The sequence below is a fragment of the Corynebacterium meridianum genome, from assembly GCF_016342265.1.
GTDB classification, from domain to species: Bacteria; Actinomycetota; Actinomycetes; order Mycobacteriales; family Mycobacteriaceae; genus Corynebacterium; species Corynebacterium meridianum.
The window spans coordinates 668,795-687,394 of record NZ_JAEIOS010000011.1; the positions used below are offsets into that span (position 1 = coordinate 668,795).

At 65.8% G+C, this 18,600-nt stretch carries 12 protein-coding genes; 6 read left to right on the forward strand and 6 right to left on the reverse strand.

The window, feature by feature from the left end:
* The first annotated feature begins 35 nt into the window (after window positions 1-35).
* The 4 genes from uriH to JDV75_RS06180 all read left to right on the forward strand — a co-directional run bounded on the left by uriH (window position 36) and on the right by JDV75_RS06180 (window position 3,605).
* Window positions 36-971, forward strand: coding sequence for a uridine-preferring nucleoside hydrolase UriH (gene uriH, locus JDV75_RS06165; protein ID WP_198738336.1), 936 nt, complete (start codon window positions 36-38; stop codon window positions 969-971).
* 83 nt (window positions 972-1,054) lie between these two features.
* The gene (locus JDV75_RS06170) at window positions 1,055-2,329 is read left to right on the forward strand and encodes an MFS transporter (protein ID WP_198738337.1); all 1,275 of its coding nucleotides are present in this window, start codon (window positions 1,055-1,057) and stop codon (window positions 2,327-2,329) included.
* Window positions 2,330-2,481: 152 nt separating this feature from the next.
* Entirely contained in the window at window positions 2,482-2,901 is a 420-nt protein-coding gene (locus JDV75_RS06175; protein ID WP_198738338.1) for an organic hydroperoxide resistance protein, read from the forward strand.
* Between the two features lie 50 nt (window positions 2,902-2,951).
* On the forward strand, window positions 2,952-3,605 hold the full coding sequence (locus JDV75_RS06180) for a DUF1345 domain-containing protein (RefSeq protein ID WP_198738339.1): 654 nt from the start codon (window positions 2,952-2,954) through the stop codon (window positions 3,603-3,605).
* Between the two features lie 6 nt (window positions 3,606-3,611).
* Here the strand turns inward: JDV75_RS06180 and JDV75_RS06185 are convergent, their stop codons facing one another.
* From JDV75_RS06185 to JDV75_RS06195, 3 genes are all read right to left on the reverse strand, one after another.
* Window positions 3,612-4,277: an anaerobic ribonucleoside-triphosphate reductase activating protein gene (locus JDV75_RS06185; protein ID WP_198738340.1), complete on the reverse strand. Its 666-nt coding sequence runs from the start codon at window positions 4,275-4,277 to the stop codon at window positions 3,612-3,614.
* Complete coding sequence (locus tag JDV75_RS06190) at window positions 4,274-6,091, reverse strand: ribonucleoside triphosphate reductase (protein ID WP_198738341.1); 1,818 nt, start codon at window positions 6,089-6,091, stop codon at window positions 4,274-4,276. Before JDV75_RS06190 ends, JDV75_RS06185 begins: the two co-directional genes overlap by 4 nt.
* A gap of 1,213 nt (window positions 6,092-7,304) precedes the next feature.
* Window positions 7,305-7,541 carry a PLD nuclease N-terminal domain-containing protein gene (locus JDV75_RS06195; protein WP_198738342.1) on the reverse strand — a complete coding sequence of 79 codons (237 nt, stop codon included), beginning with the start codon at window positions 7,539-7,541 and terminating at the stop codon, window positions 7,305-7,307.
* Between the two features lie 2,329 nt (window positions 7,542-9,870).
* On the opposite strand from JDV75_RS06195, the gene JDV75_RS12320 reads away from it, so the two are divergent.
* Window positions 9,871-10,065 carry a transposase gene (locus tag JDV75_RS12320; protein WP_418884383.1) on the forward strand — a complete coding sequence of 65 codons (195 nt, stop codon included), beginning with the start codon at window positions 9,871-9,873 and terminating at the stop codon, window positions 10,063-10,065.
* Window positions 10,066-11,075: 1,010 nt separating this feature from the next.
* Here the strand turns inward: JDV75_RS12320 and JDV75_RS06205 are convergent.
* On the reverse strand, window positions 11,076-11,750 hold the full coding sequence (locus tag JDV75_RS06205; protein WP_198738344.1) for a biliverdin-producing heme oxygenase: 675 nt from the start codon (window positions 11,748-11,750) through the stop codon (window positions 11,076-11,078).
* A 420-nt stretch (window positions 11,751-12,170) separates the two neighbouring features.
* Between JDV75_RS06205 and JDV75_RS06210 the strand changes: the two genes are divergently transcribed.
* Window positions 12,171-12,962 carry a CPBP family intramembrane glutamic endopeptidase gene (locus JDV75_RS06210; protein ID WP_198738345.1) on the forward strand — a complete coding sequence of 264 codons (792 nt, stop codon included), beginning with the start codon at window positions 12,171-12,173 and terminating at the stop codon, window positions 12,960-12,962.
* Between the two features lie 1,105 nt (window positions 12,963-14,067).
* Here the strand turns inward: JDV75_RS06210 and JDV75_RS06215 are convergent.
* Both JDV75_RS06215 and JDV75_RS06220 read right to left on the reverse strand, forming a co-directional pair.
* Window positions 14,068-17,190, reverse strand: coding sequence for a bifunctional [glutamine synthetase] adenylyltransferase/[glutamine synthetase]-adenylyl-L-tyrosine phosphorylase (locus JDV75_RS06215; RefSeq protein WP_198738346.1), 3,123 nt, complete (start codon window positions 17,188-17,190; stop codon window positions 14,068-14,070).
* A 56-nt stretch (window positions 17,191-17,246) separates the two neighbouring features.
* A complete protein-coding gene (locus JDV75_RS06220) occupies window positions 17,247-18,587 on the reverse strand; it encodes a glutamine synthetase family protein (RefSeq protein WP_198738347.1) in 1,341 nt (446 codons plus the stop codon).
* Window positions 18,588-18,600: the final 13 nt, after the last annotated feature.

The following is an 18,600-nucleotide window of genomic DNA, read 5'->3' on the forward strand; positions in this document are numbered from 1 at the left end:
ACGACGTCGAGCACGGACAGGCAGGGCTAAACACCATGGCACGGAAGATCATCCTCGACTGCGATCCGGGACACGATGACGCGGTGGCCCTGATACTCGCGGCCGGCAACCCCGAGATTGATCTGGTCGGGGTGACGACGGTGGGCGGCAACCAGACGCTGGAGAAGGTGACCCGGAATGCGCTCGCCGTGCTCCGGGTGGCGGGGCATCCGGAGATCCCCGTCCACGCAGGCTGTGGGCGACCGCTCGTCCGCGAGGGTGCGGTGGCGGCGCACGTCCACGGTGAATCCGGCCTGGACGGGGTCGAGCTGCCCGAGATCACGGGCGAGGTCGCGGACGGGCACGCCGTCGACTTCATCATCGACACGGTCATGTCCGCCGAACCGAAAACGATCACGCTGGTCCCCGTCGGGCCACTGACCAACATCGCCCTGGCGGTACGCAAGGAGCCCCGCATCGTGGAGCGTGTCCGTGAGGTGGTCCTGATGGGTGGTGGTTACAGGACCGGCAACTGCACGGCGGTCGCCGAGTTCAACGTGCACACCGACCCGGAGGCCGCCCACATCGTGTTCAACGAGGACTGGCCGGTGACGATGGTTGGACTGGATCTCACCCACCAGGCGCTCGCCACCGCGGACGTCGAGGAGGAACTCCGGGCTCTCGACAGCGACGCGGCCCGTTTTCTGCTGGGGCTGTTCGGCTTCTTCCGTCGGGCGTACAGGGACAACCAGGGCTTCGATGATCCGCCGGTGCACGACCCCTGCGCGGTCGCGTACCTCATCGACCCCGGGGTGATGACGACCCGCACCGTGCCCGTCGACGTGGAATTGAACGGGTCATTGACCGCCGGCATGACCGTCGCCGATTTCCGGGCACCGGTACCGGAGAGCTGCTCGACCAGGGTCGCGGTGGAGCTAGACCACCGGCGGTTCTGGGACCTCGTGATCGCCGCGGTCGCCGCGGTCGGATAGCAGTTCCGGTTTCCCCCGGACACTCCCCCTCCCTGGTTGTCCGGGATCAGTGATCGACTGCACCACGTCCTATTGTCTTCCCTATGGCTGGCAGCGGAGATGAGACGACCCGGGTGACCAGACGCGCGCTCGTGGTCTGGTTGGCGGCGGTCGCCGTCTACATCACGGCGACGACGGGCCGGACGTCCTTCGGGGTCGCCGGTGTCGCCGCCCTGGAGCATTTCCAGATCGATGCGTCCCGGGTCGCGGTCTTCACCGCGGTGCAGATCGGCGTCTACTCCCTGGCGCAGATTCCGATGGGGCTCGCGGTCGATCGCTTCGGGCCGCGGCGGATGCTCGTGGTCGGGGCGCTCATCATGGCCGTAGGCCAGATCATCCTCGGTTCCACCGGTTCCTTCACCGTCGCGGTGTCGGCACGGGTGTTGATCGGGGCGGGTGACGCGACGGCGTTTCTCTCAGTGCTCCGGATGCTGCCGAATTGGTTCCCGCTGCGCAGAGCACCGTTGATGATGCAGCTGACCTCCGCCCTCGGCCAGCTGGGGCAGGTGCTGTCCGCGGTCCCATTCGCCGCGATCCTGTACTCGAGAGGCTGGTCGACGGCGTTCGTCTCCCTCGGGGCGTCCGGTCTGATCGTTGCGGTCGCGGCCTCCCTCGTCATCCGCGATATCCCGGAACCGACCCGGACCGTGCAGGCGGACACTCCCGTGCATCTCGCGGCGGCGCTGCGTAGCGTCGTCACCCACCCGGCCTGCTGGCAGGGGTTCTTCACCCACTTCACCTGCGTCTTCCCCCAGATAGTGTTCACGCTCATCTGGGGCGTTCCGTTGATGTCCCTGGGACTCGGTCTGAGCCAGTCGCAGGTCAGCACCGCCCTGGTGGCCAACATGGTGGTCATCATGCTCGCCAGCCCCCTGGCCGGGCTTGTCTCCGGACGTGCGGGGCGGAGCCGGGATTATCTCGTGTTGACCTCCGCGGTGATCCTCTCCGGTATCTGGGTGTGGTTCCTCTCCCACTCCGAACCACGCGGATACATCGCACTGATGGCGGTGAACCTGACGATGGCGCTAGTCAGCCCGGCAGGGAACTTCGCCTTTGACACGGTACGTGAGCATGTCGACCGACGGGTACTGGCGGCGGGTACGGGGCTGGCGAACATGGGCGGTTTCACCGGGGGAATGATCGCGACACAGGGTATCGGGGTACTGCTCGACATCGCCCACACGGGTGGTGTACCGGACTACGTGTGGTCGGATTTTCAGGTTGCGGGCTGGGCGGCGCTCATCGTGTGGACCGCGGGAATAGGGGGTTTCCTCATGAGCCGCCGTAAGCTGCAGAAACGTCGCGCCCCGGGTCGTTGAACCGCGTCTTCCCGGATGCCGCAGGTGCGTCCGGTCCACGCATCCGGTGAGTGTCCCGGGTGGCACCCCGTTTCCACGCCCGGGAACACGTCAACGGCAATTCCTCTACGGTGGGCAGTACTTTTCGTTCATCGCCGACAAGGAGACATCACATGGAGACCATCTACACCGCAGAAGCACTCGCGACCGGTGGCGGGCGCGACGGTCACGTCCGCACCACCGACGGAATCGTCGACACGGATCTCGCTCTTCCGAGGGCGATGGGTGGTGCGGAGAACGCCCCGAACCCGGAGCTCTTCTTCGCCGCCGGCTACGCCGCCTGCTTCCACGGTGCCCTCCAGCTCGTCGCGGGGAACGAGGGCGCGTCCATCGACGGGTCCTCCGTCGGCTCACGGGTCAGCCTCGGCAAGGACGACGAGGGGTTCGCCCTCGCCGTCGAGATCGAGGTCCACATCCCGGACATGGATCTCGACTCCGCTCAGAAGCTCGCCGACACCGCGCACACGGTCTGCCCGTACTCCCGGGCGACGAGCGGGAACATCGAGGTCACGGTCACCGCCGTCGAGGACTAGACCCCGCGCCGGCTGTCTCCCGGGGCCGTGGAAGGATGGATGTACGTGACATGGGTTCCCTCGGACAGCGCGAATCAACCGACCGGATCATCGTTCTCACGGTGGTGTTCGTCCTGGCCACCGCCGCAGCGACGGTTCTCACCTCCGCGTGGCGTGGTCCCGCGATAGGCTGGGCCACCGCAGCGACGGTCTGGGACCTGATGGTCTGGCGCTCGGTCGGACGACTCGACCCCGCCGGTTCCCGGGAGCATGCCCGAGCCAGAGGTGTCCCCCACAGAGTCCACACGATCCTGCTCAATGCGGCGACCATCGCCGCCACGGTGACCGTGGGTCTGTTGATCTACGACTCGACCCGTGTTCACGGTGACGAGCGGATCCTGTTGTCCCTGTTCGGATTGATCGCGGTGTGTGCCACGTGGACATTCGTCCATCTGCTGTTCATGCTGCAGTATGCCTCTCAGCACTACTCGGATCACGCCGACGGGGACACCGGTCGGGGAATCGACTTCAATCAGCCCGAGGCTCCCCGGTACACGGATTTCGCGTACACCGCCTTCACATTCGGAATGACCTACGCGGCGTCAGACACCTCATTCACGGCACCGGAGATTCGGCGAACCGCACTCGTTCACGCCTTCTATTCCTTCTATTTCGGAACGGCGGTCACTGCGACGACGGTCAATCTCGTCGTCTCCCTGTTCTAGGATCGGTCACGCCGGCAGCCGGTAGACGCCCTCAGGGTCGACGTTCCGGGCCTGCTGCACAACCAGATCGAACCCGTGTGCCGCGACCAGTTCCCTCAATTCACCGAGGTTCCGGTCCACGACTCCACCCCGCCAGACAGTGGTACGTACCTGCACCTCCATACCGGTTCGGAGCGCCGTCTCAGCGACCAGACCGAGCGCTGTGGCGGACCGCTCCGCCACAGCGGAGGTGCAGCCGACGACGGAAGGCAGATCCGCCGGAAGCGCCTTGACGTCCAGCCCGATCCATTCCGGCCGGGTCAGCTCATCGTCCAGGAGCGCCGCGAGTCGTGCCGGTGCGTATCCGCAGGTGTGCAACCCGACCGGAAATCCGCGGCGGTGTGCCTCCCGGATCGCCCCGGGAAGCGCCCGGTGCATGGTGGGTTCTCCACCACTGATGACCAGACCGTCGAGCAGACCGCGGCGGCACTCCATCAACTCCAGAGCCTCCCCGAACTCATGTGAACCGGTGCCCACGTCCTGCAGGGACGGGTTGTGGCAGTAGACGCACCTCCACGGACATCCCTGCGTGAACACCGTCGCGGTGAGACGGCCGGGCCAGTCCGTCGCGGAGAACGGGATGATCCCCGCGACCGGCAACCCTGGCCCCTCGCCCTCCGGCTCCTTGGTCACAGCACCGGTTCCGCGAAGTACGTCCGCTCGCGGAACTCCCCCTTCTTCCCCGTGTTGAAGCTCGACACCGGGCGGAAGTAGCCCATGACGCGGGTCCACATCTCGGTTGTCTCCCCGCAGTGCCCACACGTCGGGTGTTCACCGGAGAGGTAACCGTCGTTCGGGCAGATGGAGAAGGTTGGCGTGATGGTGATGTACGGCAGCCGGAAAGTCTCCAGCGCCCGCCGTACAAGGGTGGAGCAGGCGTCCCCGGAGCTCATCTCGGCCCCCATGTAGAGGTGCAGGACGGTGCCTCCGGTGTACTTGACCTGCAGATCCTCCTGCTGGGAGAGGGCGGCGAACGGGTCCGGTGTGTGATCGACCGGCAGTTGGGATGAGTTGGTGTAGTAGGGCTCGGCGGCTGTTCCGGCGTGGATGATCCCATCGCCGAACCGCCGGATGTCCTCCCGTGCGAACCGGTGGGTCGCCCCTTCCGCGGGCGTGGCCTCGAGGTTGTAGAGGTGCCCGGTCGCCTCCTGCGCCTTCACCAGAAGGGAGTTGATGTGATCGAGGAGGCGTGCGACCTGGGCGTGCCCCTGCGGATCGGTGATGTCGTAGGCGTCACCGGTGAAGTTCCGGATCATCTCGTTGCACCCGTTGACGCCGATGGTCGAGAAGTGGTTGTCCAGGCTCGGCAGCCAGCGTCGGGTGTGGGGGTACAGGCCGACGTCGATGAGCTCCGCGATCGTCGCGCGGCGCCGCTCGAGCGTGTCGACGCCGAGGTCGACCAGGCGCTCCACCTCGGTGAGGAGTGCTTCCTCGTCGCCGGCAAACCGGTGTCCGAGGCGCGCGCAGTTGAGGGTGACCACGCCGATGGACCCCGTCTGCTCGGCGGATCCGAAGAGTCCGTTGCCACGGGCGAGGAGCTCGCGCAGATCCAGTTGGAGCCGACAGCACATGGAGCGGATCTGGCCGGGATCAAGCTCGGAGTTGATGAAGTTCTGGAAGTAGGGCAGGCCGTAACGCGCGGTCATGTCGAACAGCCGACGGGCGTTGTCGCTGTCCCAGTCGAAGTCGCGGGTGATGTTGTAGGTGGGGATCGGGAAGGTGAACACCCGGTCGTCGGCGTCCCCCTCCGCCATCACCTCGACGAAGGCGCGGTTGATCAGATCCATCTCCGCACCGAGTTCACCGTAGGTGAAGTCCATGACCTCTCCACCGATGAACGGATGGTCCTCGGCGAGATCTCCGGGGCAGGTCCAGTCGAAGGTGAGGTTGGTGAAAGGGGTCTGCATCCCCCACCGGCTCGGCACGTTGAGGTTGAAGACGAACTCCTGCAGGAGTTGCTTCAGCTGCGGGTAGTCGAGGCCGTCGATCCGCACGAACGGTGCCATGTAGGTGTCGAAGGAACTGAACGCCTGGGCACCGGCCCACTCATTCTGGAGCGTGCCGAGGAAGTTGACGATCTGTCCGCAGGCCGATGAGAAGTGCTTCGGCGGTGCGGAGCTCACCGAGCCGGGTACTCCCCCGAACCCCTGTTCCAGCAGCTGCCGGAGCGACCATCCCGCGCAGTAACCGGCGAGCATGTCGAGGTCGTGGATGTGGATGTCGCCGTCGCGGTGGGCCGCCGCGGCGTCGGGGCTGAACACCTCGCTCAGCCAGTAGTTCGCCACCACCTTCCCGGTGGCGTTCAGCATCAGCCCGCCCAGGGAGTAGTCCTGGTTGGCGTTGGCGTTGACCCGCCAATCGGCGCGGGAAAGGTACTCGGTGACCGTGCTAACGGGATCGACCGGGTCGGCGGCGTGGCTCACGTTGGGAGGGAGGAATGTGCTCATGCCCGTCACTCTAAGCCCGTAATGACACTGGTGTCATTATTCGAACGTCATTGTGAGAAACACGATATACACGCCCCGAATGGGTCACAGGCACAATATATGGACCATAGGGCCACTCGTCCGCCCTCGATAGATCTGCGATTGCCCAGCACGCGCGAGCGGCTGCGGACCCCATCCGTTGTGGCGGCGGCACCCGGCCGAGCCGACACCGGCGAGGACATCCACCGCCCCGGGGACAGGACACACACTTGTCCGATACCCACGATCCGGGGCCCGGCAACCGGATACACCGGATCCCTCGTGGGTGTTCCCGTTGTCGACGCGTGCGCCCGGGACGCCCGATCATCCGGAAGCCGGCCCCGACATCGATGGCGGAGGGCCGGCTCATCGCCGGTAGCGCGTTCTCGTGGGACCGGGATCGCTGGGCAACCGAGGTTGACCTGCTGTCGGAGTCCTGTCTCAGGATCCGGTGACAGTGGTTGTCCAGCCTCGTTGACTGCCTGCCCCATGACCATCTCGAATCCGACGGTGATCAACCGTCCGGGTCACCTCGTGCCGCCGTCGGCGGTGGTCAGTCTCCTCGATCCAGATCACGATCGCGACCCGCAGCTCCCCACGGGTGCGTCATCGCCGACAACCGGCCATATCTTCCATCGCCTGAGAGCTACGACGTCATCCAATGCAGTGACGGCCAGGCAGGCTTGCCTGCACGAGTCGATGAGAGAAACCCACGATCCTCTCCCGAGAACATGTCCCTGACCACACAAAGGGCGCCCCTTCCCCGAGCGGCGTTCTGCACGGAGATCCCCGTGACCCGCACCTGGTTCGGCGCCCCGGCACGGAGCCGGAACCCCGAGAGGTCGCCACGGACGGGCGGTCCGGCACGTCGGTTCCTGCCGCAGCCAGGTCCCCCGAACACCGTCCACCCCGGTTCGCCCGATGGAAAGCCCCGACTCGATGGTGGTGGTTCCAGACTGCTCACAGGTGTCGATGCGGTGCTGCCGGAGCCACTTATTCAACGTCACCGGCTGACACCGCACCCCCGGTAGCCCGCCCCACCGTGACGCCGTCCGCACGACTGTGGGGCACACACCACGTCACAGCGGAACTTTTCCGGGATACGCCCCGGCGAACTGGCATCCCTCCAGCCGGTCCCACCGGGCCGACCATCTCGAATGTGCCCCATCCCCGCATCAGATCCGCGGTCCGTATCTTATGCGGATACCGCTTTGGTGCGGTGTGTATTTCTTCTGTTGATCGCCTGTTTTTGCCGTTCGTGGCCTCGCCAGAACAGGTACCCCACGGGGCCTGCAACCGGAACGTAGAGCACGATGAGCCCAAAGAAGATGGTGTGGGTCAGGTCTCGGCGATCGCGTAGAAGAATAATGAGGACCACGAGGTGGCCGGTGATGAGGGCCGAAACCGAAGCGGCCATGATTCCATCGCTCACCGAAGGTACCAGCGGTGACTACCCGTCCAGGTGCATACCGGCATACCTCCCGATTACATGTGCGGTGGTCACCTTCCATGGTATCGGCATCCGCGAGCGAGCATTCGGGTCTGCTGCACGAACAGGTGGCAGTGGTTACGCAGCCTGGGCGACTACCGGTTTCGTGATCATCTCGAACTCGACAGGGGCCAACCGTCATAGGCGCCCCACCGGTAGTCGGGATGGCGGGCGATCCTCAATACCCGATACGTCACCACCACGGGAATCCTGTCAGCGGCGAGCTCGCCCACGAGCGGGTAGAGCCTTTTCCGGGCGAGTTGGCCCGAGACAGGTACGCAGCGGCGCGTCGTAGCACCTGGACCTCCTGTTGCAGCAGGCGATTGCGGCATCGAAGCTCTCGTGCCACGACCGACCCGGTGGTGCTCACCCCGGCCTGTTCGCCGGTGCCGGTGAGGTCCCGGAACAGCCACTTGTTCAACATCATCGGGTGGATTCCCAGGTCCCGGCGACCTGCTCCGGGCTCACGCCGTATTCGCGGTTGCGGGCGACCCGGACCACGTCCTCGCGGAACTGTCTCGGGCAGGGATTGGGCATACTGACATCCTTCCAGCCAGCCCTGTCGAGCTGGCCACCTCAAATGTCACCTGTTCATGCAGCAGACCCATCGGCGATAGTGTGGGGCGAGATATACATATTTCTTGAGCGGCTGTTGTGGATCGTTATCGCAGTCCCCTGCACCCTGTTGCTTGGGGCACCTCACCGACAGCCCGGACCGGGCGGTCGGAGCCGGCATTTTCGCCGCGATAGTGCGGCTGGTCGCCGCTGTCCACATCTGGCTGAGACGCCGTAGAGAATAAACCTGCCACTGATGGTGCGCTGTCCCCCAGAGGCTCTCTCGACGCCTCCTTTCTGGGGGTTTTCTGCCGAATCTCATTTGTGCTGCCTGCGCGTTGATTCAGTGGTCTGCAATTGTCCCTGATACGGACGCATCCCCGTCAGGGCTTGTTCGCCTTCCGGACGATGGTCTGATTTCCGGCGGCGCATGTCCACTGCCCGTATTCTCTTTTTCCCCGATCGAGTCGACGAGTTTTGAAGACCCGGGGTCCGGCAACCGGCCCACCGCTGTCCGGCTCCTCGGCCACATCGAGCAGGCGGCCGGGCTTCTCGCACAATCGGGCGCCCCCGGAACCTGAGGACGGGATGGCGCTGATGCTGCCCACTCGTCCCATGACGCACTCTCAATCCGGAAGATCCCCCAAAGCTCCATCAGTTTTCGTGGGGACCATCTTCCGATAGTCCCGGTGCCCCTCCGAGGAAAACGATGGTGGCTGCCACCACAAAAGCGACACAGATGGATGCCGCAACAACGGCTATCACACATTCAGTGGTGCTGTGTCAGATCCGTGACGCGATCAACGCGCCCACGATTCAGATCACATTGGTAAACGGAACCGTCTTCTGGTGCATAACCCCACTCTTCTCTATTCGAGAGACAACCTGGTTACTGACACATAAGCAAAAAGAACTTATACAACTGCCCCAAGCAGGATGCTACCGGCTCTTTCGGTTTTGAGAGTGCGGCATGGGCGGAAGGACCGTGGTGACCGGGATGAGGTAGGCGGTCCTCTGGTGTGAAGATCGAGGTTGTCCACGCCCGTATCTACACACCTCCGGGCCCCCACCCTGAACGCCACCGCCGGTCTGCCGCTGACGCCATGTACCGTACCGCGGAGTTCCGGGGCGATGATCACCGATGCCGCGGCCGCCGACGACCGGACGCACCCGTTTCTGCGCCCCGGTCACCGTCGACCCGGCATACCCGGAGCACAAGGTCGCGGGCCGGTCGCGTGATCACCTCCAGCGCACGCTCACCGATTCGCCGATTGTCGGGCAACCCACCAGTCCGCACGCGCGGTCACCCGGTACACCTGCGGCAACCACAACTGCGGCACGAGGATCATCCGACAGCACTTCCCGCCTCCGGCCGAACCGAGGACCTCGACCACCCGCCGGCGCACGAAGTGGATCCTGCAGCGGTTCAGAGGTCGACCACGCCAGAGTTTTCCGCGATCGTCGCAGCACCCGGCGTGGGTTGGGCCCAGGTCTACGACGGCGGAGAGGTGCGGGTGCACGCACAAGTGGAAAACACGTTCGCGAGGATGACAGCGGCGCGTTCGTCACCGTCTCGGAGGACCTCCCCACCGGTGGTCGACGGGCAGCGGGTCGACCCGGCTGCCGGACATGATCCAAGGGCCCCGGTGCGAAGGTCCCGACCGGCTGGTCGGGTACCCGTGACCGGAAGTTCCGGGACCGGATCAAGATAATGGACATGGACGGTTCCGCCGGCCACCACACCGCGGCCGCCACGGCAGTGCCTGCCGCACCCGCGGTGATGAACCGGTTCCACGTCGTGGACCTCGCCGCCGGGAAACTGACGCTGTGCCGTCAACCAATCCAGCACGACACCTGCGGGCACCCGGCCGCACCGGGGATCTGTTGTACGGGATCCGACGCACGATCCTGACCCACACCGAAGTGTGCACCGGGTGGCGATAAACCCGCCCCGACACTGCCTTGAACGCCCGTTACCCCCACCTCGGGGTTGCAGGTGGTCCACCGCGTCGACCGGCGGCTCATCGACACCTACACCGGTCCCCGGCACCGGGACGGCAGGATCGCCAAGGACAAGGTGCTTCGCTCGATCCATCCGGGGTGCACCCGTGGCTCCTGGCCGTATCCGCCCAACTCGTACGATCACCGTGGACACGACGCGGCGAGATCTGGGTCTTTCCGATACCGGCACAGGCAACATCCCCCGTCGAAGCGATCAACGCACACCTCCGGGGCAGCACCCCGGGCTTTCCGTAACCCCAACGACATCCTGCGCTAATTCGTTCACTCCGGGCGACTCCACAACCGGATCACCGCACCCCAAAACCGGAAGAGCCACTATCCCGCGTGCGGCGGAGTCGATGTGGCGGGCCTGCCGATGGCTGCTCAGGTCCGAAAGCCGATCAAGGTGCCGAAAGCCGATCAAGGTGCCGCGGGCCGTACGACCGGCGCCCCCAGTATCCCGGGCGCCATGGCAGTTGATCCCGAGACTCACACGGGGATGCCGGCCGGGACTGTTTCAGTCAACGCGGGGCTGCCGCGTTGACCGGTTGATTATGCGGCGGGTGAGCGTCGCGGATCTTTCGGGGGCATGGTGCAGGCGACGCGGCCTAACACGCGTCGGTGCACGTTCACGGGGTCGAGGGGCGGAGTTCCGCCGGCGGGGGCACATCCCACACCTTCCGGCGCTTCCGCGCGGTGAAACCGCTGCAGGCTGGCGTCCCCGTGTCCACCATGGCGAAGCGGTTGGGGCATGCAACCACTTCGGTGACTCTGGATATCCACTCCCGTGTGCCGGCGTGCGGTGCCCCGGTGCCGCTGAGACTGCCGCGGGGCTGGCGCGGGATCAATGCGGATTCGGGACCGGTGACGGGCCGGGGTCATGCAGGGTGATGAAGAGCTGAACTACCTGCTCAGATCTGTTTACCGGGTGGTGCGCCCGAGGTCGGCGAAGAGGTTGAAGTTGAACAGGAACGCCGCGCACGCCTCATCGAGCAGACGCTCGCGGTCGCTCGCCTCGAGAGGTAGGGAATCGAGCGCCGCACGGTAGCTGTCCTTGTACGGCTTGATCTTCGGGATCTCGGCGAAGCGGTAGAAGGAGAGTACCTCGGGCCCGAGACCGTAGTGGCGCTGCATCATGCGGGCGATGACCTGCCCCCCGGAGAGGTCCCCGAGGTAGCGGACATAGTGGTGCGCGATCAGCCCGGGAGCGTCCGCGGTGTCCGCGATCTCGTTGAGCCTGGCGACATATGCCGCGGTGGCGGGTAACGGCGTCACGGTCCCGCGCCATTCGGTGTTGCCGTGGAGTGCATCGAGGTCGGCCTCGATGGAGGGAACACGCTCGAGCGCCGGATCCACGATCGCGGCGGCGATGGGGTCATCGGCGACGACTCGCGCGGCGTTCTCGAGTGCCCGGTAGAACAACCAGGACTGCTCCTGCAGGGCGATGAAGTCCGCGACCGTGAGCTTGCCCGCCATCAGATCCTGCGTGAAGGTGGAGTACTCCGCTGACTTGTGCGCATCCGCGGTGGATGACTTGAGGGCCTCGGAGAGCGGGAGGAAGTCTGATTCCTGCCGTGACTGGATTGCTGTGGTCATGTCGTTCGCCTTCTCGATTGTGGAGCGTCGTGCACTCCGACTGTGTCTCTTCTGCGGTTCACGTGCGCCGTACCGTGCTCCGTTCGGTGACTCAACTGTAACTAAGGGCACCCTGACCGATCTATAGTCCGAAATGTTGATGTTGTATCGACCGTCCTACCCCTACGCGCCCTCTACCTCGGGATATCTCCACCGACGGAGGTCCTCGACCCTTCCACCGGTGGGCACTGGCCCCAACGTGCGCGTCCGCCCCCCTCTCTCGGCGGTACGCCGACGGACGACCTCTCGACACCGCCTGTGCGAACCCTGTGAGTTCACGGCGAGCTGTCGGGTAGAACCGCCGGTGACACGATTCCGTCAGTCATGCCCGGCTAGCATTCTCTGCGGTACCAAACCGGTGCCATTCAAGAGAAAGGAACAATGTTGCGTCAAACTCACTGGCAGCACCGCTGGGCGGCACCACTGGCCGTCCTCATCGCGGCGGTAGGCCTTGCGAGCCTCTGGGTGTCTGCCCTTCTGGTCGGGAGCAAACAGCCCGCCTCACCGAATGCGGTGGCCACCTATGTCATTCCGCTCATCGTCACCGGCCTGCTGTATGTCATCCTCGGTCGGGTCTCCGTGCTCCGGGACGCCACCTTCCGCTTCGCGAACATCCGACGTGGCGGATACCTGTTGTTCGCCGGTGTGATCCTCAGTTCCGTGTTCTTCATCTTCCCTCCCTCCGGAGGACTCACGGCGCCATCGGTGGGGCCGGTGCTGTTCTTCGTGCTGGGTTGCCTCATGACCGGTCTCTGGGAGGAACTCCTGTGCCGGGGTCTGATCCAGAACACCCTCGTCGACGCCTTCGGGACCGACCGTCGTCGGACATGGTGGTCGATCACCGCGTCATCGGCGATTTTCGCCGTGATGCACTTCGTACGTCTCATCACCGATCCGCATCTCGTGGTGACCACGACCACCCAGGTTCTCTACGCGTTCGCCATCGGGATGCTGCTCGGTGTCATCTACCACTTCACCCGTGATCTGGTGACGGTGATCCTGATTCACGCCGTGTTCAACATGCTGGGCGGTGTCAGCGCGGTATTCACGAATCCTCCGTCGGGCCCCACCCCCGATATGCCGGTCTTCGCCGCGGCGATCCTCCTCGTCGCGCTGATGCCCGCCATCTGGATAGCACGCCGGATGTACGTCCGGGACACCGCTAGGGCGTAGCCCGTACGGGATTCATGCCCCGGGCCCCACTTCCCCTTCGCCGGCCCCGTCTCATCACTGAGACGGGGCTTTCGCGCGTTCACCCACCGCTTTCCCGGAAACCGGCGCCCCGTACGTACCCCCGCATCCACCTCCGGGACACCCGGGATGACTATGCTCCCAGGTGTCCCGGATCCGCGAAGGTACCCACCGACGGTCGCACCCGTCCATGTCCCGCAGACGTCGGTGTCGGTTCCGCATCCGGGGACGACGGAGGATGAGCCACGGAGATTCCGGGCCGGATGATCCGTCTCCGGGAATCCTGTCGGCTCTCCAGGTCCCCCTCCCCCACTGTTGACGCCCCTGAGAATCCGGTGCGGCTCCACCATCGACGTGAATGGCGCTCGTGACTGGATTCTGCTGTGTGTCGTCCCCGCTCCGGGACATCAGTTCACCTCCCCTCTCCCTCGCCCGCCACGGCAATCGTGATGGAACCGCCGGCTGTGCCCCGGAGACGATCCCCGGTCACCGCTGTTCGGTTCCGTGACCGCTGCACCGGGGACATGGCGTTCACGTCCGTGGGTTTCCTGCGGCTTCATCTCCCATTGACGGGAACGGCCGGTCGGGTTTTTCAGCCGTGCGACGGGCGGGCGGGGCGAGGACGCGCCGGTGTTTCCAGTGGTCGGAGTCGTCGACGTCAGTGTCCGGACGGCGCGTGTCCCCGGGCCCGGATCCCCGTCCGCTGGAATGACGGAGCTGCAGCCTCCCTCCGTTGATTCCGGGGACAGGGATCCGGGATCACGTGGCGAAATCTGCACCAGCGTCGTCCGTGTATCCGCCGTACGTCCGGATCTGTGTCCCCGGCCCCGCCATCCGTGGCTGGGCCCCGGGCGGATCGGGATCGGGGCGGTGTTCGCGGGATTGATCATGCCCCCCTCACGACCGCGACCGGATAAGCGGTCCGGTTCGTTCGGGATGACGCATCGTTCGGTGACCCCGGGGGAGCTCCTCCCCGGCTCACACCCCTCCGCCACCTCGCTGAGGGCGGGCGGTCGACGGTGATCGGCCCCGCCCGGGCCTGCGATCACGGTGTCCCGGTTGCGGGAATCCGTGTCCGACCGGGATTCTACGGTTCGAAGGTGGGGTCACCCCAGAACACCTCGTCGACGACCTGCCGGGCCCGACGGGTGACCTTCAGGTAGTACTCGAGAAACTCCTGGTACCGGCTCGGTTCCCAGCCTGCTGCACCGGCGACCTGCGCCAGTTGTGGCCCGGCCGGTGGGAGCTGGTCGGTCCGTTTTCCGCGGACCAGGACCAGCGCGTTGCGGGCGCGGGTGGCGGTCAGCCACGCGGTCCGGAGCCTTTCGACCTTGCCGGCCTCGAGGATGTCGTGGTTCTCGATGACGTCGAGTACCTCGAGTGTCGAGGTGTTGTGCAGCTCCGGGATCTGGTGTGCGTGCAGCATGGTGAGCAGCTGGACGGTCCACTCGATGTCGGTGAGGGCACCGCGTCCGAGTTTGGTGTGTGTGTTCCGGTCAGCTCCGCGGGGGAGCCGTTCGTTGTCCACCCGGGCCTTCATCCGTCGGACCTCGCGGACCGTATCGGTACTGATGCCCTCCGGGGGATAGCGGAACTTGTCGATGGTGGTGAGGAACCGCTCCCCTACCTCCGGGTCACCGGCGATGGCGGTCGCCCGGAGCAGTGCCTGGATCTCCCACGTCTCCCCCCATTTCCCGTAGTACTTGTCGTAGGAGTCCACGGTGCGGACGATCGCCCCCGAGCGTCCTTCCGGCCGGAGACCCAGGTCGACCTCCAGTGGTGGATCGTCGCTCGGTTTGGACAGGCGTCGCCGAAGGCGGTCACAGATCCCGACGGCCCATTTCACGGCATCGGAGTCGTTGACTCCCTCGGTCGGTTCGCACACGAACATCACGTCCGCGTCGGAACCGTAGCCGAGTTCGGAGCCACCGAGCCGCCCCATTCCGATGACGGCGATCCGGGCGGGTGGCCCCTCGTCGGAATCCGCTTCGGGCGCGGCGGCTATCTCCACCTGCAGGGCAGCCTCCAGAACAGCGTCCCAGACGAGCGACAGGCTCCGACAGACCTCCTTGACGTCCATCATTCCCAGCAGATCTGCGGCGGCCACCCTGGCGAGTTCTGCCCGACGGAGCGAGCGGGCGGTCGCGATGGCCTTGTCGGGATTGGAGTGCCTGCAGGCGGCGCTGACGAGCGACCTGGATACCGTGTCCGGGTTGGTGTCCAGGAGTTTCGGCCCGTTCGCCCCGTCGCCCAGGCGTTTTACGGTGTCCGGGGTGGATAGGATCAGGTCGGATACGTAGGGCGAGTTCCCGAGAATCTTCATCAGGCGCTGGCCGACAATGCCCTCGTCCCGCAGCATGCGCAGGAACCACTGCCGGTCGGTGACGGCCTCGGACAGCTTCCTGTAGTTGAGCAGGCCTGCGTCCGGATCGGCGGTGGTGGACAGCCACTCCATGAGGGTGGGCAGGAGCATCGCCTGGATCTTCGCCCGGCGTGAACCCCCGGACGCCAGTGCCTGCAGGTGCTCGTAGGCACGGTCGGGGAACTGGTAGCGGAGGGCGGCGAGCTGGAGCTTCGCAGATTCCGCGGAGAGCCGGAGCGTCTCGACGGGCAGATTGACCACGGAGTTGAGAAGCGGCCGGTAGAACAGTTTGGCGTGCAGCGACGAGATCTGGCGGACGACCCGGCGGTGTTCCTCGAGCATGGCGACCGGGAGGGATGTGTGCCCGGATCCACGGATCCCGGAGGTTCGCGCGAGCCAACGCAGCGCGGCCTCGTCGTCGGGTTCGGGCATGGTGTGCGTGCGGCGGACACGCTGCAGCTGGAGCCGGTGTTCGAGCAGCCGCATGAATTCGTACGCGCCGATCAGGTTCTGTCCGTCCTCGCGGCCGATGTAGCCGGCCTCGATGAGGGCGCCGAGCGCGTCGACGGTGGATGTGACCCGCAGTGTCTCGTCGGACCTGCCGTGCACCATCTGCAGCAGTTGGACGGCGAATTCGACGTCGCGGAGTCCGCCCCGGCCGAGTTTGAGTTCGCGGTCGCGGAGGTTCTCCGGGACGTTGTCGATCACCCGGCGGCGCATCGCCTGGACATCATCGACGAAGCTCTCCCGCCGGCTGGCGTCCCACACCATCGGGTTCAGTGCGTCGAGGTAGGCGTGCCCGAGTCCCCGGTCGCCGGTCATGGGGCGGGCCTTGAGCAGTGCCTGGAACTCCCAGGTGTGGGCCCACCGCTTGTAGTACGCGATGTGGGATTCGAGGGTGCGGACGAGTGCTCCGTGCTTGCCCTCCGGTCGGAGGGCCGCGTCGACCTCGAAGAACGCACGGCAGCCGATGCGGATGAACTCGCCGGCGAGACGGGTCGCGCGACTGTGCGACGGTTCGGCGATGAAGATGACGTCGACGTCGGAGATGTAGTTCAGCTCGCGGGCGCCGCACTTGCCCATCGCCATGACGGAGATACGGGTGTCGAGAGGTTTGTCGCCGTAGACCCCGCCGACGGCGACGGCCAGTGCCGCGGTCAGTGCGGCGTCGGCGAGGTCGGTGAGCAGGCCGGCGACGACCGTGAAGGGGACCTCGGGTTGTCCGACGCGGCGTGGTGATTCGGGGTAGGTGCCGGCGAGATCGTGGGCGGCGATCCGCATGAGCAGGGTCCGGTAGGTGCGGCGCAGTTCCTGCTCGGCCTCCCTGCCGGTCATCCGCGCCCGGTAAGTGCCCGCCGCGGAGAGGTACTCGTTGGCGGCGTCATCGGATTCCGCGCCGTCGGGGAGGTCGAATACGGCCGGGATGGCGTCGACGCAGCCGAGCATCGCCTGTGTCATCTCGGCACGGTCGGGGGCGGGCTTGGCGAGGAGGGGCCAGAGTCCGGGATTGGCGACGAGGTGATCGCCGAGCGCCGTGGACGCGCCAAGCAGGGAGATCAGCCGCACGCGGAGGGGGATGTCCTCGCGCAGTTGCCGGTCGAGTTCGCGGCGGGAGTCCCCCATCTCCCCCTTCGGTACCCCGTCGGCGGCGTCGAGGGCCTCCATCAGCCGGATCAGGGAGTTCAACGCGAGATCCGGGTCACCGGCCCCGGACAGCGCCCAGAGGAGGTCGACGGATTCCGGGTTCATCCATCCGAGCCAGTCGAGATCCCGCGCGGCACCGGAGCCGTTGAGGCTGAGGCCCGCCGGGGTGGGCAGGGTTCTGCGGGTCGATCGGGCGTGTTTCATGCTGGGTCAGGGTCCTGACTGGGGGCCTGTCCCTGGCCCCCGGAGACATCGGCGGGTCAGTAGTCGAGGTTGGTGCGCAGCTCCCACTGGGTGATCTGCGCCTGGTATTCGTGCCATTCCCGCCACTTGTTGCGCAGGAAGAACTCGAAGACGTGCTCCCCGAGGGTCTCGGCTACGAGTTCCGACTGCTCCATGAGCCGCAGCGCCTGATCCAGTGAGGTGGGCAGGTCCTTGTAGCCCAGGGCGCGCCGTTCGCGGCGGGTCAGTGAGGAGATGTCGTCCTCCGCGGGCTCACCGAGCTCGTAGCCCTCGCGGATGCCCTTGAGCCCGGCCGCCAGAAGCACCGAGTAGGCGAGGTACGGGTTGCTCCCGGAGTCGAGGTTGCGGACCTCGACACGCCTGGATTCCACGTTGCCGGGCCGGTAGTTCGGGACCCGGATCAGTGCGGACCGGTTGGACAGGCCCCAGGTGGCGGAGGTGGGGGCCTCGGATCCGAAGACGATCCGCTTGTAGGAGTTGACCCACTGGTTGGTGACGGCGGAGATCTCGGGGGCGTGCTCGATGATGCCCGCGATGAAGCTGCGTGCGGTCCGCGAGAGGTTGTAGGGGTCGTCCGGGTCGTGGAAGGCGTTGGTGTCGCCCTCGAAGAGGGACATGTGGGTGTGCATTCCGGAACCGGCGTGGTCGGTGAAGGGTTTCGGCATGAACGTTGCGCGCACGTTGTTGAGCAGTGCGACCTGCTTGATCAGGTAGCGGAAGCTCATGATGTTGTCGCTCATCGTGAGCGCATCGGCGTACCGGAGGTCGATCTCCTGCTGGCCCGGGGCGGTCTCGTGGTGGGAGAACTCCACGGAGATGCCCATGTACTCCAGGGCCTCGATCGCGTCGCGGCGAAAGTTCGGGGCGTCGTCGTGCACCGCCTGGTCGAAATATCCGCCGTTGTCGGTGGGTACCGGTGGTTGACCGTCGGTGTCGAGGGATTTGACCAGGAAGAACTCGATCTCCGGGTGGATGTTGCACACGAATCCGTCGTCGGCCGCGGCGGTCATCTGACGGCGCAGCACCTGCCGCGGGTCGGCCCAGGACGGCTGGCCGTCGGGCATCGTGATGTCGCAGAACATCCGAGCCTGCTTGGGTGAACTCTCGTCCCGGTCGAACGGGAGCACCTGGAACGTCGAGGGGTCCGGGCGGGCGATGGTGTCGGCCTCGCTGACCCGGGAGAATCCCTCGATGGCGGAGCCGTCGAAGCCGATGCCGTCAGCGAACGCGGTCTCGAGCTCCGCGGGGGCGACCGCGACGGACTTCAGGTAGCCGAGGACGTCGGTGAACCAGAGCCGGACGAAGCGGATCTCCCGCTCTTCCACGGTACGCAGGACGAATTCCTGTTGGCTGTTCATGACATCCAACTGT